General features: G+C 62.0%; 20 protein-coding genes. 8 read left to right on the top strand and 12 right to left on the bottom strand.

Annotation, left to right across the window (positions count from 1 at the left end):
- Positions 1-8: 8 nt before the first annotated feature.
- The 5 genes from tnpB to trpB all read right to left on the bottom strand — a co-directional run bounded on the left by tnpB (position 9) and on the right by trpB (position 3,961).
- The gene (gene tnpB / locus DGA31_RS17175) at positions 9-368 is read right to left on the bottom strand and encodes an IS66 family insertion sequence element accessory protein TnpB (RefSeq protein WP_007247730.1); all 360 of its coding nucleotides are present in this window, start codon (positions 366-368) and stop codon (positions 9-11) included.
- A 69-nt stretch (positions 369-437) separates the two neighbouring features.
- Entirely contained in the window at positions 438-833 is a 396-nt protein-coding gene (locus DGA31_RS29645) for a hypothetical protein (RefSeq protein ID WP_152035049.1), read from the bottom strand.
- Between the two features lie 276 nt (positions 834-1,109).
- Positions 1,110-1,598: an anti-virulence regulator CigR family protein gene (locus DGA31_RS17170; RefSeq protein ID WP_056841000.1), complete on the bottom strand. Its 489-nt coding sequence runs from the start codon at positions 1,596-1,598 to the stop codon at positions 1,110-1,112.
- A 327-nt stretch (positions 1,599-1,925) separates the two neighbouring features.
- Positions 1,926-2,735 carry a tryptophan synthase subunit alpha gene (gene trpA / locus DGA31_RS17165; RefSeq protein WP_056841001.1) on the bottom strand — a complete coding sequence of 270 codons (810 nt, stop codon included), beginning with the start codon at positions 2,733-2,735 and terminating at the stop codon, positions 1,926-1,928.
- On the bottom strand, positions 2,732-3,961 hold the full coding sequence (gene trpB / locus DGA31_RS17160) for a tryptophan synthase subunit beta (RefSeq protein WP_056841002.1): 1,230 nt from the start codon (positions 3,959-3,961) through the stop codon (positions 2,732-2,734). The genes trpA and trpB overlap by 4 nt, the downstream gene beginning before the upstream one ends.
- A 134-nt stretch (positions 3,962-4,095) precedes the next feature.
- Here trpB and DGA31_RS17155 point away from each other — a divergent pair, with 134 nt between their 5' ends.
- On the top strand, positions 4,096-4,989 hold the full coding sequence (locus DGA31_RS17155) for a LysR family transcriptional regulator (protein ID WP_109513363.1): 894 nt from the start codon (positions 4,096-4,098) through the stop codon (positions 4,987-4,989).
- 14 nt (positions 4,990-5,003) lie between these two features.
- On the opposite strand, the gene DGA31_RS17150 is transcribed toward DGA31_RS17155, so the two are convergent.
- On the bottom strand, positions 5,004-5,339 hold the full coding sequence (locus DGA31_RS17150) for an ElaB/YgaM/YqjD family protein (protein ID WP_056841004.1): 336 nt from the start codon (positions 5,337-5,339) through the stop codon (positions 5,004-5,006).
- A 192-nt stretch (positions 5,340-5,531) separates the two neighbouring features.
- Here DGA31_RS17150 and DGA31_RS17145 point away from each other — a divergent pair, with 192 nt between their 5' ends.
- Together DGA31_RS17145 and DGA31_RS17140 are read left to right on the top strand one after the other, a co-directional pair.
- Positions 5,532-5,747, top strand: a complete 216-nt coding sequence (locus DGA31_RS17145; RefSeq protein WP_056841005.1) for a dodecin — start codon at positions 5,532-5,534, stop codon at positions 5,745-5,747.
- A 151-nt stretch (positions 5,748-5,898) separates the two neighbouring features.
- Positions 5,899-6,123, top strand: a complete 225-nt coding sequence (locus tag DGA31_RS17140; RefSeq protein WP_056841006.1) for a DUF1161 domain-containing protein — start codon at positions 5,899-5,901, stop codon at positions 6,121-6,123.
- Between the two features lie 305 nt (positions 6,124-6,428).
- Here DGA31_RS17140 and DGA31_RS17135 read toward each other — a convergent pair whose 3' ends face one another.
- Complete coding sequence (locus tag DGA31_RS17135) at positions 6,429-7,430, bottom strand: LLM class flavin-dependent oxidoreductase (protein WP_056841007.1); 1,002 nt, start codon at positions 7,428-7,430, stop codon at positions 6,429-6,431.
- Between the two features lie 201 nt (positions 7,431-7,631).
- On the opposite strand from DGA31_RS17135, the gene DGA31_RS17130 reads away from it, so the two are divergent.
- Both DGA31_RS17130 and DGA31_RS17125 read left to right on the top strand, forming a co-directional pair.
- A complete protein-coding gene (locus DGA31_RS17130) occupies positions 7,632-8,060 on the top strand; it encodes an OsmC family protein (protein ID WP_056841008.1) in 429 nt (142 codons plus the stop codon).
- Positions 8,061-8,180: 120 nt separating this feature from the next.
- A complete protein-coding gene (locus tag DGA31_RS17125) occupies positions 8,181-8,414 on the top strand; it encodes a DUF1161 domain-containing protein (RefSeq protein ID WP_056841009.1) in 234 nt (77 codons plus the stop codon).
- Here DGA31_RS17125 and DGA31_RS17120 read toward each other — a convergent pair whose 3' ends face one another.
- Entirely contained in the window at positions 8,415-8,831 is a 417-nt protein-coding gene (locus DGA31_RS17120; RefSeq protein ID WP_056841010.1) for a PA0061/PA0062 family lipoprotein, read from the bottom strand.
- A gap of 90 nt (positions 8,832-8,921) precedes the next feature.
- On the opposite strand from DGA31_RS17120, the gene DGA31_RS17115 reads away from it, so the two are divergent.
- On the top strand, positions 8,922-9,992 hold the full coding sequence (locus tag DGA31_RS17115) for an aminopeptidase (RefSeq protein WP_109513362.1): 1,071 nt from the start codon (positions 8,922-8,924) through the stop codon (positions 9,990-9,992).
- Positions 9,993-10,163: 171 nt separating this feature from the next.
- Here the strand turns inward: DGA31_RS17115 and DGA31_RS17110 are convergent, their stop codons facing one another.
- Both DGA31_RS17110 and DGA31_RS17105 read right to left on the bottom strand, forming a co-directional pair.
- Positions 10,164-10,814 carry an HAD family hydrolase gene (locus tag DGA31_RS17110; protein WP_056841012.1) on the bottom strand — a complete coding sequence of 217 codons (651 nt, stop codon included), beginning with the start codon at positions 10,812-10,814 and terminating at the stop codon, positions 10,164-10,166.
- 35 nt (positions 10,815-10,849) lie between these two features.
- Positions 10,850-11,395, bottom strand: coding sequence for a gamma carbonic anhydrase family protein (locus DGA31_RS17105; RefSeq protein ID WP_056841013.1), 546 nt, complete (start codon positions 11,393-11,395; stop codon positions 10,850-10,852).
- Between the two features lie 111 nt (positions 11,396-11,506).
- Here DGA31_RS17105 and prlC point away from each other — a divergent pair, with 111 nt between their 5' ends.
- A complete protein-coding gene (gene prlC / locus DGA31_RS17100; protein WP_109513361.1) occupies positions 11,507-13,555 on the top strand; it encodes an oligopeptidase A in 2,049 nt (682 codons plus the stop codon).
- Positions 13,552-13,836, top strand: coding sequence for a YheV family putative zinc ribbon protein (locus DGA31_RS17095; RefSeq protein WP_109513360.1), 285 nt, complete (start codon positions 13,552-13,554; stop codon positions 13,834-13,836). The genes prlC and DGA31_RS17095 overlap by 4 nt, the downstream gene beginning before the upstream one ends.
- A gap of 50 nt (positions 13,837-13,886) precedes the next feature.
- Here the strand turns inward: DGA31_RS17095 and DGA31_RS17090 are convergent, their stop codons facing one another.
- Entirely contained in the window at positions 13,887-14,123 is a 237-nt protein-coding gene (locus tag DGA31_RS17090; RefSeq protein WP_109513359.1) for a hypothetical protein, read from the bottom strand.
- Between the two features lie 492 nt (positions 14,124-14,615).
- Positions 14,616-14,954, bottom strand: coding sequence for a hypothetical protein (locus DGA31_RS17085; RefSeq protein WP_109513358.1), 339 nt, complete (start codon positions 14,952-14,954; stop codon positions 14,616-14,618).
- Positions 14,955-14,963: the final 9 nt, after the last annotated feature.

The following is a 14,963-nucleotide window of genomic DNA, read 5'->3' as shown; positions in this document are numbered from 1 at the left end:
ATACCGAATCAGGCCACGAATCGCGGCGTCAAAACTTGATGGGGACGGTTACGCCAGAGGTCAAAACCGTCGAGCATCCAGTTGAGTTCCTGAACGGTCAGGACAATCGCTTCGTCCGTCACGTCAGGCGACGTTTTAAAACGCTCGGACTCCAGGCGCTTGAGCCAGAGGCAGAAGCCGTTGCGCTCCCAGTACAAGATTTTCACACGGTTGCGCGGTTTGTTGAGGAAGACAAAAAGCACCGGATCGAAGACGGCAACCTTGATGTCCAACTCGACCAGGGCAGCGAGGCCGTCGATGGACTTTCGGAAGTCGACGGGTTTGGGGTAGAGATAGACTTTTTCGACTTTTGCATCGGGTCGCATCATGGCGAACGGGCTCCTGAGAGAATCGGGAGCACAGCATCGAGCATCAGATAAGCGCTTGGAATGTGGGGTTCATGGAGCGCTTACCATCACTCGAACTTCAACGCTCGTTCCCGGTGACAGATTCTCTATTTTTTCAGGCCCATTCCAGTGCTTGGTATTCCATTCTCCACTCGCGATCCGGTAATCAAGTCGCCAGTGTTTGCCATAGGAGCTGGCATCCGGGATGGCCAGTAAGACAGTCTGGCCGCGTACGGCCGTAAAATGATAATGGTGAATCGCCGTCACGCTCTCCAGTTCATTTCTGATCAAGTGAACACGGTCCTCCAGTGTCGTTGCTACAGGCGCTTGAGACGGCGGCTGGTCGGTCGTATTCAACACGATTGCCTGAGCGAATGCCGGCAAGGCGATGACGACTAATACACACGCCAGTAATGCGCTAAAACAGTTTTTGTTTTTATTCATCATTGTAAAATTCCGCTTGATTAATTAGGTTGATCTTTGGCCATCTGGTTTTAATTCCAGAGCGTGGCTGACGTAATCACCTGCAAACCAAGTGTTCAACAACGATAAAGAAAAATCAGAAACGTCCTACAAGTCACCTCTAAACGCGTAGGCGAGACAGTCGAAAGCTGCCGACACGATCTTGCACACGCTTCGATCATGCCGGCCCTTTTGCGAGCAGAGCGCCCTCCCACTGGATCGGTGTCAGGCCAGAAGGCGATAACGGCCTCAGGATCACTCTCAATTCAACACGCCATCCAGAATTGCATACACGATTCCGGTGCCCACCGCGATCAGCACCACGTCGGTGCCCAGGCGGCGCCATTCGTAGCCGTCGTAACGCGGCAGTTGTTGCAGGGCACGGCTGTCCAGGCGCTTGCCGTAGCCCGGTGGCAGCGGCTTGCCCTTGACGATGCGTATGCCCGGCGGCAGCGGCTGGCCACGACCGATGATGTCGCGGTGTTGCTGGAAGGTCTGGCGCACCGGGCCGAAATCCTGCGGCGGACGGTTGCCGCCACGGTTGTCGTGCTGGGCGCCCTTGCCCGGGCCGTTGTCATGACCGCGTCCCGGATTATCGTCCTTGTGGCCCTGGTTGCCACCCTGCTGATGACCGCCGCGCTCGTCCTGGCCCTGATTGCCACGCCCTTCCGGGGGCGCAGCCTGCAACAGCGGGCTGGCGCTGATCATCAGGATACCCAGCCCGGCAATGAAGCGGTTCGGCAGTTTCATGGGTGATGCTCCTTGGTGTACCGCAATGAAAAAGGGTTCGCGACAATGGTCGCGAACCCTTTTGTGTCTTGCTGTATAGAGCGGTCTCAAGCTCCGGAATTCCTCTGTATCAGGAACTTTACCCAGGCTTACAAAACCGTTACCGGAGCGTGTGCGGCTGAAGTCGCACTCATCAAACACAACCTGTGACCGGCCTGAAAATCAACCCCGTAGGAGCGACCAGCGGTGGCGAAGAGGCCGGTTCAAGCCCAACCTCTTCTGTGCCTGGCAAATAGCCTTCGCGACCGTTGGTCGCTCCTGCGGTATACGGCGCAGCAGCGGTCGGCCTCAGCGGCGGGCGTTGCGCACGCCTTCGGCCAGTGCCGCGCACAGGCTCAGCACGCCATCCACTGCCTGCTCGGGCGATGTGGCCTTGGCGATCTGGTCGACCAGGGCCGAACCGACCACCACGCCATCGGCCAGCCGGGCAATCGCCGCGGCCTGTTCCGGGGTGCGGATGCCGAAGCCGACGCTGATCGGCAGCGATGTGTGCCGACGCAGGCGCTCGATGGCCTGGGTCACATGCTCGGTGGTGGCAGAGCCGGCACCGGTCACACCGGCCACCGACACGTAGTAGACGAAACCCGAGCTGCGTGCCAGCACCGTGGGCAAGCGTGCATCGTCGGTGGTCGGGGTGGTCAGGCGGATGAAGTCGATGCCGGCGGCTTGGGCGGGCGTGGCCAGTTCGCCATCGTGCTCCGGTGGCAAGTCGACGATGATCAGGCCATCGACGCCAGCCTCTTTGGCCTGGCTCACGAACGCCTCGACACCAAAGCGGTGGATGGGGTTGTAGTAACCCATCAGTACGATCGGCGTGGTGCTGTCGTCGACACGAAATTCACGCACCATCTGCAGTGTCTTGGCCAGGGTCTGGCCAGCGTCCAGGGCGCGCAGGGTCGCCAGCTGGATGGCCACGCCATCGGCCATCGGGTCGGTGAACGGCATGCCCAGTTCGATCACATCGGCGCCGGCAGCCGGCAGGCCCTTGAGGACCTTGAGCGAGGTGTCGTAGCCGGGGTCGCCGGCGGTGATGAAGGTCACCAGGGCGGCACGGCCTTCGGCCTTGAGCTGAGCGTAACGGTGTTCAAGACGGCTCATGCCAGTGTCTCCTGGGTCTTTTCAGTCGCGGCCATGTGGTTCATCACGGTTTGCATGTCTTTGTCGCCACGGCCCGAGAAGCACACCACCATCAGGTGGTCCTTGCTCAGGGTCGGCGCGCGGCGAATGGCTTCGGCCACGGCGTGTGCGGTTTCCAGCGCCGGAATGATGCCTTCCAGGCGGCAGCACTTGTGGAACGCATCCAGGGCTTCGTCGTCGGTGATGCTGACGTATTCGACGCGCTTCACTTCGTGCAGGAAGGCGTGTTCCGGGCCGATGCCAGGGTAGTCGAGACCGGCGGAAATCGAGTGCGCATCGGTGATCTGGCCGTCCTGGTCCTGCAGCAGGTAGGTGCGGTTGCCATGCAGTACACCCGGCACCCCGCCGTTGAGGCTGGCGGCGTGTTTGTCAGTGGTCACGCCATGGCCGCCGGCCTCGACGCCGATGATCTGCACGCTGGCGTCATCCAGAAACGGATGGAACAGGCCCATGGCGTTGGAGCCGCCACCGACGCAGGCGACCAGGCTGTCGGGCAGGCGCCCTTCCTTGTCGTGCATCTGCTCTTTGGTTTCTTTGCCGATCACCGACTGGAAGTCGCGGACCATGGCCGGATACGGGTGCGGGCCGGCTACGGTACCGATCAGGTAAAAGGTGTTGTCGACATTGGTGACCCAGTCGCGCAGGGCCTCGTTCATGGCGTCCTTGAGCGTGCCGGTGCCGGAGGTGACCGGGACGATCTCGGCGCCCAGCAGCTTCATGCGGAACACGTTGGCCTGCTGGCGCTCGATGTCGGTGGCGCCCATGTAGATCACGCACGGAATGCCGAAGCGCGCCGCGACCGTGGCGGTGGCCACGCCGTGCATGCCGGCACCGGTCTCGGCGATCAGGCGGGTCTTGCCCATGCGCTTGGCCAGCAGTACCTGGCCGATGCAGTTGTTGATCTTGTGCGCGCCGGTGTGGTTGAGCTCTTCGCGCTTGAAGTAGATACGCGCACCGCCCAGGGCATCGCTCAGGCGTTCGGCGTAGTACAGGGGGTTCGGACGGCCCACATAGTCACGCTGGAAATAGGCCATCTGCTCGGCGAATTCGGGGTCGGCCTTGGCCGCTTCGTATTCGCGGTTCAGGTCCAGCACCAGCGGCATCAGGGTTTCGGCGACATAACGACCGCCAAACGAGCCAAACAGGCCGTTGGCATCGGGGCCGCTGCGAAAGTGGGTCTGGGTCATGAACAAGCTCCAGGATCGGAAAGGGTTGAGCCGGATTCGGCAATGGGTTCACTTTACCCAGCGCAGGCCACGCTGAAAACCGATAAGATCGCGGCCACCTGTGAGAAAAACTCACATTTCCAAGCGAGGTCATCATGAGCCGCGACCTGCCCCCTCTCAATGCCCTGCGGGCCTTTGAAGCCGTTGCCCGGTTAGGCAGCGTCAGCCAGGCAGCGGAACAGCTGCATGTGACCCACGGCGCGGTCAGCCGTCAGCTCAAGGCGCTTGAAGCGCATCTGGGCATACGTTTGTTCGACAAGGACGGACGCGGCCTGAAACTCACAGATGCCGGCAGCCGTCTGCGTGAGGTCTCCAGTGATGCCTTTGATCGCCTGCGCGGGGTGTGCGCCGAGTTGAGCCAGGACAGCCATGAGGCGCCTTTTGTGCTGGGCTGCTCGGGCAGCCTGCTGGCGCGCTGGTTCATCCCGCGCCTGGGGCGCCTGAACGCCGAATTGCCGGATTTGCGCCTGCACCTGTCGGCCGGTGAAGGCGACCTCGACCCACGTCGTCCGGGGCTGGATGCGTTACTGGTGTTCGCCGAGCCGCCGTGGCCGGCCGACATGCAAGTGCTGGAACTGGCAAGTGAGCGCATCGGCCCGGTGCTGAGCCCGCACTTTTCGCGTTTCGAGGCCTTGCACCAGGCACCTGCGCAAGCGCTGCTCGATGAATCCCTGCTGCACACCACCTCGCGGCCCCAGGCCTGGCCCAGCTGGGCGCGCCACAACGGGATCGACCCGCAAGCACTGCGCTACGGGCAAGGGTTCGAGCATTTGTATTATTTACTGGAGGCGGCCGTGGCTGGCCTGGGGGTGGCCATTGCGCCCGAGCCGCTGGTCAGTGACGACCTGCGGGCCGGGCGCCTGGCGGCGCCATGGGGCTTCAGTGAAACCCCGGCGCAGCTGGCGCTATGGGTGCCCCGGCGGGCCGCTGACGGGCGTGCCCGGCAGTTGGCCCACTGGCTCAGGAACGAGCTGAAGGGCACCGCCTGAACAGGGCGGGCTGATCAGTCGCCGCGCTTGCACAGCAGGTAGGCGGCCAACAGGCCCAGCGCGCCCACGGCGACACCGGCGGTGGTCCATGGATGGTCCTGCGCGTAGTCGCGGGTAGCGATGGCATTTTCCCGGGTCTTGACCTTCACGTCTTCATAGACTTCGCCCAGGTCGCTGAGCAGACCGCGCGAGTGGCCCAGTGCACGTTCGGCGCTGGCCTTGAGGCTCTTGAGGGTCTTGTTCGACTCCTCGGAAGCATCGTTTTTCAAGCCTTCAAGAGACTTGAGCAGACTTTCGATCTCTGCTTCCATGCTTTGCAGCGAAGCCTTGCGGAGTGACGAACTGGCCATGGTGTATCTCCTGCAGTGATGAATGGGGTGTGTTGTGTCCGACTACAGGGTTGGCGGAAAGTGCAGTGGCATTTGCAGCGAGGTGCGCAGTGACATGCACGGTGCGCTGAACTTTTGCCCGGCTTTTCCACACAGATGCAGGGAGCGGCACGACTGCTACGCTCGTCAATGACCTTTGCACGGAGAACTGCCATGAGTGACCATCACACGTACAAGAAAGTCGAGCTGGTTGGCTCGTCGACCACCTCCATCGAGGACGCGATCAACAATGCCATCGATGAAGCGAGTAAAAGTCTGAACCACCTGGAGTGGTTCGAAGTGACCGAGACCCGTGGCCATATCGAAGACGGCAAGGTGGCGCACTTCCAGGTCACGCTCAAGGTCGGCTTTCGCATTGCCAAGAGCTGATTGCCGATAATGGCCAGGTGAGCCCGCGACTGAACCTTCAGACCGGCTCACTGCTCTACCTGTTTGTGTCACCCCCCTCATTTGATCAGCCCCGCATGCCGGTATCGCCCAGGCGACCTCATGCATGGCGCCTGTACCAGGAGATGTACTCATGAAGCGTTTCATGCTGGCGGTAGGGTTGTTGAGCCTGGCAGGCACTGCCATGGCGGCAGGCAAGCCTTGCGAAGAACTGAAGGCGGAAATCGACGCCAAGCTGCAGGCCAAGGGCGTGACGTCCTACACCCTGGAAGTGGTCGAGAAAGGCAGCACCGCCACCCACCAGGTGGTCGGCAGCTGTGAAGGCGACACCAAGGAAATCGTGTATTCGCGTGACTGAGCCTGACGCACGGCAGGCACAGACGCCGGGCCCGGCTGCTACAGAGCCGCTGGGCCGGACGGCATGAAACCGCGGGCCCGGACGGCGCGAAACCGCTGGCCCGTACGGCGCGAAAACGCTGGCCCGTACGATACGAAACCGCTGGCCCGGACGGCGCGAAACCGCGGGTGGCGTAGGAGCGCGCTTGCCCGCGACCGAGTGCGAAGCGCTCGCAAAAATCTGTGAAACGCTGAAAATTTACGGCTGCTACGCAGCCGGTCGCGGGCAAGCGCGCTCCTACAGGGCACCAGCCTCGACGGTGTTGATCAGTTTTTGGCCACTTCGGCCAGGATCTCGAACGAGCGCAGGCGGTCGGCATGTTCATACAGGTCGCAGGTGAAGATCAGTTCATCGGCGCCGGTCTGTTCCAGCAGCACTTCCAGCCGGGCCTTGACCTTCTCCGGGCCGCCTATCACCGCAAGCCCCAGAAAACTCGCCACCGCTTCACGCTCGTGCGGCAGCCACAGGTCGTCCATCGATTTCACCGGCGGTCGTTGCACCAGGCTGTGGCCGCGCATCAGCGCCAGGATGCGTTGCTGCACCGACGTCGCCAGGTACTCGGCCTGCTCATCGGTATCGGCCGCCACCAGTGGCACGCCCAGCATCACATAAGGCTGGTCGAGGACCTCGGACGGCTTGAAGTGATTACGGTACACGCGAATCGCCTCATGCATGTAGCGCGGTGCAAAGTGCGAGGCAAAGGCGTACGGCAACCCACGCATCCCCGCCAATTGCGCGCTGAACAGGCTCGAACCCAGCAGCCAGATCGGCACCTCGGTGCCGTACCCCGGCACGGCGATCACCCGCTGGTCGGGGGTGCGTGGGCCCAGGTAGCTCACCAGTTCCTCGACATCATCCGGAAAATCATCGGCACTGCCGGAACGCTCGCGGCGCAGCGCCCGGGCGGTCATCTGGTCCGAGCCCGGCGCACGTCCCAGGCCCAGGTCGATACGGCCCGGGTACAGGCTGGCCAGGGTGCCGAACTGCTCGGCGATCACCAGCGGTGCATGGTTGGGCAGCATGATGCCACCGGCGCCGACGCGAATGGTCGAGGTGCCGCCGGCCAGGTAGCCCAGCAGCACCGAGGTGGCCGAACTGGCGATGCCGTCCATGTTGTGGTGCTCGGCCACCCAGAAGCGGTTGTAGCCGAGTTTCTCGACGTGCCGGGCCAGGTCCAGTGAGCGGTGCAGCGCGTCGGCAGGGCCCTTGTCCTGGCGCACCGGCACCAGGTCGAGGGTGGAAATCTTGATATCGGACAAGCGTTTCATAGGCGGCAACAGCTCCTTGAAAGGGTCGGGTGCATCCCCGTAATGACTACAGGTGTAAGGCCGGACCGAGCACTTTTCAATGCTTGGTGCTGAAATTTCCTACTTTGGTAGTAGGAATTAAACCGTTGAACTTTCCATCCCCGGCTATTCTCAGAATCCCTGTCACTGCATAAAACATTGATCCGTCCACGAGGAGACACCATGAGCATCGTCAAGAAAGCATCCGCCCACTGGGCAGGTGATCTGAAAAGCGGTATCGGCAGTATTTCCACCGAAACTGGCGTGTTGCGCGAAGCGCCCTACGGCTTCAAGGCCCGTTTCGAAGGCGGCAAGGGCACCAACCCGGAAGAACTGATCGGCGCGGCGCACGCGGGCTGCTTCTCCATGGCCCTGTCGATGATTCTGGGTGATGCAGGCTTTACCGCCGACAGTATCGACACCGAGGCGCAGGTCACCCTCGATCAGGTAGACGGTGGTTTTGCCATCACCGATATCCATCTGGTCCTCAAGGCCAAAATTCCGAACATCGACGCCAGCAAGTTTGAAGAACTGACCACGAAGGCCAAAGAAGGCTGCCCGGTGTCCAAGGTGCTTAACGCCAATATCACCCTGGAAGCCACCTTGCTCTGATCGCCTCGTGCTGCGACCCGGTTCACGTCCGGGTCGTGTGCTGGCGAACTGCCGCAGAGGATGCAGGTCAAACGGTCATCGGCACAGTTCCTGTGCCTTGCCGTAGCGAAGGAATCTAAGATGAAACGTCTGATTGTCGCACTGACCTGCACCCTCATGGCCACCGGCGCCCTGGCTGCGCCCAAGTCCTGCGATGAGCTCAAGGATGAAATCGAGGCCAGCATCCAGGCCAATAATGTCACCTCCTACACGCTCGAAATCGTCACCAACGACGAGGTTCGCGACCAGAACATGGTCGTGGGCAGTTGCGAGTACGGCAGCAAGAAAATCATCTACCAGAACAACGACCGCTGATCAGATGCACTGGATATGCCCTTCCCGGGCCACCACCTGGCGCTGGGCGTCATAGAGCCTGGCTTCGATGTCATTGGTGAGCGAGCGCACCTCAAGCCGATAGCGCTGGCCGGCCTGGAAATGGTCGTAGTCGACCTCGATAAAGCAGGTGATCTCGGTGAAGTCGTCGCTGAACATGCCCAGCGCCGTGCCGGAACGGTATTCATAGTCGAAACGCACCTGCAACTCGTGCTTGCCGGGCGCGACCTGGAAATAACGCCCGTCCCAGGTGCGCTGGCCGTCGAGCTTGTCGGCCATCACCATCTTGCCGGTCGGGGTCGCAAGATCGACCCAGGCCTGTCCCGGATCATGGTTGGGCAAGGGACCGGCGCATCCGGCCAGCAGGCCGAGGGCAAGAATCGATACGGTCAGGCGCATGGCAGACTCCGGTTGAATGGGGTGCGATGATAGTGACGTCTTGCGTCAATGTCCTGCCGGACATGTCTTCTTCCTGTTTCAAGGCCGTTTATGCCCGCACTCGATGTTGTGCGCCTGTGGCGCGTCGTGCCCGTCCTGGCGTTGTTGTTGCTCGGCGGTTGTTCCAGTCTCTCCTACTACAGCCAGTTGGCTTCAGGGCAATGGCAACTGTTGCAGGCGCGCACGCCGGTGGCCGAGGTGCTGGCCGACCCGGGCCGCGATCCCCGGCTGCGCCAGCACCTGGCCCTTGCGCAGCAGGCCCGGCGCTTTGCCAGCGAGCAGTTGCACCTGCCGGACAACCAGAGCTACCGGTTGTACGCCGACATCGGCCGCCCCTACGTGGTATGGAACGTATTTGCCACCGAGGAGTTCTCGCTCACACCCGTGACCCACTGTTTTCCGATTGCCGGTTGCGTGGCCTACCGTGGCTATTACAGCCAGGGGCGTGCGCGGGGGGCGGCGGCCTTGCAGAAGCAGGCTGGCCAGGATGTGTACGTGGCCGGGATCGAGGCCTATTCGACCCTGGGCTGGTTCAGCGACCCGATCCTCAACACCATGCTTGGCTGGGGCGATGAGCGCCTGGCCGCGCTGATCTTTCATGAGCTGGCGCACCAGCGCTTCTACGTGCAGGACGACACGGCCTTCAACGAATCCTACGCCAGCTTCGTCGAGCAGCAAGGCGCGCGCCAATGGCGAGCGGCGCGAGGCCTGCCGGCCCAGGATGACATTCGCAGCGCCCAGCGCGACGCCCTGACCGCCCTGGTGCTGGAGGCCCGCCAGCGGCTGCAGGCGCTGTATGCCCAGCCGTTGCCGGCATCGGTGATGCGCGAGCGCAAGGCCGTCGAATTCGAACGCCTGCGGCGTGAATATCGCACGCTGCGCGACCGGCGCTGGCCGGGCGACACCCGCTTTGACGCCTGGATCAACGCCCCGTTGAACAACGCCCGGCTGCTGCCGTTCGGGCTTTACGAGCATTGGGTGCCGGCGTTTGCGGCAGTGTTTGCACAGGTCGGCGGCGATTGGCCCAGGTTTTACGCACGCGTCGAGCACCTGGGCAAACTGACCCCGGCCGAGCGCACGGCGGCCTTGCAGGCACTGATGCCCGCCGTGCAGCATCCGTAGGAGATCATCCTGTGCCACTGGCACAGCGCCAAGGCGCACGCTTTCGCGCAGCCAACATGGACCCGGTGTAGGAGCGCGCTTGCCCGCGACCGAGTGCGCAGCGCTCGCAGAAATCTCGAAAACGCTGAAAATTTACGACTGCTACGCAGCCGGTCGCGGGCAAGCGCGCTCCTACAAGGCCATAAACGCCTCATGTAACTGCGCCACCGTCGCAAACCGGTACTCCGGTGCCTCGGCGTCCAGTTCCTGGGCGCTGCCAAAGCCATACTCCACGGCTGCCACCTGCAGCCCGTTGCGCCGGCCACCGATCAAGTCGTGCTTGCGGTCGCCGATCATCAGGGTCTGCTGCGGGTCGAGCCCTTCCTCGGCCAGCAGATGGGCAATCAGCTCGACCTTGTCGGTGCGTGTGCCGTCCAGCTCGCTGCCGTAGATCACTTTGAAGTGCCGGGCAAAGTCGAAATGCCGGGCGATTTCCCGGGCGAATTCCCACGGCTTGGAGGTGGCGACATACAAGGTGCGGCCCTGCCCGCTCAGGGTGTCGAGCAATTGCGGGATGCCTTCGAACACCTGGTTTTCATACAGGCCGGTGACCTTGAAGCGCTCGCGGTAGAACCCCACCGCTTCCCAGGCCCGGGCTTCATCCATGGCATAGAACTGCATGAATGCCTGCAACAGCGGCGGGCCGATGAAGTGCTCAAGCCGGGTAATGTCCGGCTCATCGATGCCCAGCTTGCCCAGGGCAAACTGGATCGAGCGGGTGATGCCCAGGCGCGGGTCGGTCAGGGTGCCGTCGAGGTCGAACAGAATGTTTTGCTGATGCATGCGATGAATGCCTTGGGGTCATGGGCGGTGCGGATTCAGACCTGATCGTAACCCTCGGCCAGGTGCTGGTCCTTGAGCTTCACGTAGTTGGCGGCGCTGTAGGGAAAGAAGGCAATCTCCTTTTCGGTCAGGGCCCGCACCTGCTTCACCGGGCGGCCCACGTACAGAAAGCCGCTTTCCAGCACCTTGCCAGGCGGCACCAGGCTGCCGGCGCCGATGATCACTTCATCCTCGACCACCGCGCCGTCCATGACCGTGGTGCCCATGCCCACCAGAATGCGATTGCCGATGGTGCAGCCGTGCAGCATGCACTGGTGGCCGATGGTCACCTCGTCGCCGATCAGCAGCGGGAAGCCGTCCGGGTTGAACGGCCCGGCGTGGGTGATGTGCAGCACGCTGGCGTCCTGCACGCTGGTGCGCGCGCCGATGCGGATGCGGTGCATGTCGCCGCGGATCACGGTCAGCGGCCACACCGAGCTGTCGGCGCCCAGCTCGACGTCACCGAGCACCACCGCCGAGGCGTCGACGAAGGCCCGCTCGCCAAGGTGCGGGGTGTGGTTCTGAAACTTGCGAATGGCCACGATAGCCTCCTTCTTTAGCGGTGATAGGGTGTCAATCAAGGTTTCGGGGCTGCGCGAGGCGGTGATTGTAATTAAGATGGCTCAGTGTTTCTTCCTGCCAAGGTGCAAAACGTGAGCGCGAACAACCCTCTTGTGCAACCGTACGACCTGCCGCCCTTCTCGGCGATCCGTGCCGAACATGTCAAACCGGCCATCGAGCAGATCCTGGCGGACAACCGTGTTGCCATCGCCGATATCCTTGCTCGCCAAGGCAATACCCCCGACTGGGCCGGCCTGATCCTGGCCATGGACGAACTCGACAGCCGCCTGGGCGCGGCCTGGAGCCCGGTGCGTCACCTCAATTCGGTGTGCAACAGCCCGCAGCTGCGCGAAGCCTATGAATCGTGCCTGCCGGCCCTGAGCGCCTACTCCACCGAAATGGGCCAGAACCGCGCTCTGTTCCAGGCATACGAAGCGCTGGCCGCCAGTCCGCAAGCCGCCGGCTTCGACATTGGCCAGAAGACCATTCTGGAAAACGCCCTGCGTGATTTTCGTCTGTCGGGCATCGACTTGCCGCCCGAACAGCAACAGCGCTATGCCGAAGTGCAGAGCAAGCTGTCGGAGCTGGGCAGCCAGTTCTCCAACCAGTTGCTCGACGCCACCCAGGCCTGGACCAAGCTCGTGGCCGATGCCTCGGCGCTGGATGGCCTGCCCGAGTCGGCCATCGCGCAGATGGCCGCCGCCGCCCAGGCCAAGGACCTGGAAGGCTACCTGATCACCCTGGAATTCCCCAGCTACTACGCGGTGATGACCTACGCCAACGACCGTGCGCTGCGTGAAGAGCTGTACACCGCCTACTGCACCCGTGCCTCCGACCAGGGCCCCAACGCCGGGCAGAACGACAACGGCCCGGTCATGGAGCAGATCCTTGATTTGCGCCAGGAGCTGGCCGCCCTGCTGGGCTTTGCCAACTTTGCCGAGCTGAGCCTGGCGACCAAGATGGCCGAGTCCAGCGACCAGGTGCTGAGCTTCCTGCGCGATCTGGCCACACGCAGCAAGCCGTTCGCCGCCCAGGACCTGGAGCAGCTCAAGGCGTATGCCGCCGAACAGGGCTGTCCGGACCTGAAAAGCTGGGACACCGGTTACTACGGCGAAAAACTGCGCGAGCAGCGTTATAGCGTGTCGCAGGAAGTGCTGCGCGTGTACTTCCCGATCGACAAGGTGCTGGGCGGCCTGTTCGCCATCGTGCAGCGCCTGTACGGCATCGAGATTGCCGAGCTGACCGGCTTCGACACCTGGCACCCGGACGTGCGCCTGTTTGAAATCAAGGAAAACGGCCAGCACGTCGGCCGCTTCTATTTCGACCTGTACGCGCGCGCCAACAAGCGTGGCGGTGCCTGGATGGACGGCGCCCGCGACCGTCGCCGCACCGCAGGCGGCCAGTTGCAGAGCCCGGTGGCCAACCTGGTGTGCAACTTCACCCCGGCCTCGCCCGGCAAGCCGGCGCTGTTGACCCACGATGAAGTGACTACCCTGTTCCACGAGTTCGGCCACGGTCTGCACCACTTGCTGACCCGCATCGAGCATGCCGGTGTGTCGGGGATCAATGGCGTGGCCTGGGACGCGGTCGAGCTGCCGAGCCAGTTCATGGAAAACTGGTGCTGGGAGCCTGAAGGGCTGGCGCTCATCTCCGGCCACTATGAAACCGGCGAACCGCTGCCGCAGGATCTGCTGGAAAAAATGCTGGCCGCCAAGAACTTCCAGTCCGGGTTGATGATGGTCCGCCAGCTGGAATTCTCGCTGTTCGACTTCGAGCTGCACGCCACCCACGGCGACGGCCGCAGCGTGCTGCAAGTGATCGAGGGCATACGCGACGAAGTCTCGGTGCTGCGCCCGCCCGCCTACAACCGCTTCGCCAACGGCTTTGCGCACATCTTCGCCGGCGGTTATGCCGCCGGTTACTACAGCTACAAGTGGGCTGAAGTGCTGTCGGCCGATGCCTTCTCGAAGTTCGAGGAAGACGGCGTGCTCAATGCCGAGACCGGCCGGGCCTTCCGCGAAGCCATCCTGGCCCGTGGCGGTTCGCAGGCGCCCATGGTGTTGTTCGTCGATTTCCGTGGCCGCGAGCCGTCGATCGACGCACTGCTGCGCCATAGCGGGCTGAGTGAGGAGGCGGCATGAGCGACACCCCGCTGATCACCCCGAAGCGCTTCATCGCCGGCGCCGTGTGCCCGGCCTGCAGCGAGCCGGACAAGCTCAAGATGTGGAGCGAGGACGGCGTGCCGCACCGCGAGTGCGTGAACTGCGGCTACAGCGACACGCTCAATGAGCAGGGGCTTTCGATCCCCAAAGAGCTGGGCACGCGGGTCAACCAACCGGTGGTCAAGCCGGCCAACCCCAAGGTTCAGGGTGTGCAGTTCTTCCCGAATCCGAAGTTGAAAAAGCCGGTCGATCCGCACTGAGTGCATGCTTGGTCCGGGGCCTTGAGATCAGGCTCCGGATCGCGCAGCGTTCAATCAAGGCAGCTCATGAACGTGGTCGCCAACTGCAGCAACACATCGTCTTCCGGAATGAAAGCCGGATTGATTTCTTCCTTGTCCACCACTTCATCAAACTCGTTGTCATCGTTCGAACTGGCGACCAGTAGCCAGCAGGTCAACTCACTGTCCTCGAAACACTCGATCAACACTTCAGGACGTTTGCGCCGATTAAAGTTCTCGATCGCCAAACGAATTTCAAGCGTCGCCATGTTTCACCTCGTTTATGTAAATGAACGCGATGACCGTTAGCTGCGTTTGTGTCGATTGAAGAACGGGATGTTCACGAAAGCATTGGCCCGCGCCAGAAGAATCCGCCGGTCCTCATCGCTATCACCTTCCTGCCCATCTATACCCACTGCCCGACGGACCCGGTTGAACGGTTTGTTTCTTCCGAACCCTGAGGCGTGTAATGCGTACCGGCTCATCGTTCACTTTATCTCGGGTCAGGCAGGCAATTGATCCTGACTGCCGTCTGACGTTATGCCCCTGTAAGGCCGGGTGTCTACTGACAGAAATGACAGGGCGCAGGCTTTGTCGATAAGGGGCTTATCAGGTCGATCAATACAACGCTGGCCAGGCAGGATGCCAGCAGATGATCGACTTGGTATTGCAGGCGTGTCGTGCATGGTTTTTTGTCTCCAGGTCGAGGCAGGAACCCACTGACGAACATGACATCGCCTGTCGATTGATACCGTCGCTAATCAAGCGCCCGGATGTTCCTTGGGCGTTGTATCAGCGGCCTCATTCTTTTCGCCAAGATGGATCCGGACAAAGGCATTGGCCAGGTCCCGCAGAATATTATTGTCCTGCCGGTCACCGTAATCGCCATCGCCATCGGCATCGGCCCCCACGGTAACCTTGTCGTAGACGCCGTCGTTCTGCGAAGAGGACACGAAGGCGGCGTAATCCAGTTTATGGATCACGTAGTCTCGATCGATAAACGCAGGGCGCTCCTGGCGAACGTGAAATTCAATCGTTACTTCAGGGTTGTCATCACCGTCCTGATCTTCCAGCGTCAGGATCAAATCATATCTGGCCATCATTCACCT

It is taken from the genome of Pseudomonas ovata, assembly GCF_003131185.1.
GTDB classification, from domain to species: Bacteria; Pseudomonadota; Gammaproteobacteria; order Pseudomonadales; family Pseudomonadaceae; genus Aquipseudomonas; species Aquipseudomonas ovata.
This window is presented reverse-complemented; position numbering and strand designations above follow the sequence as displayed.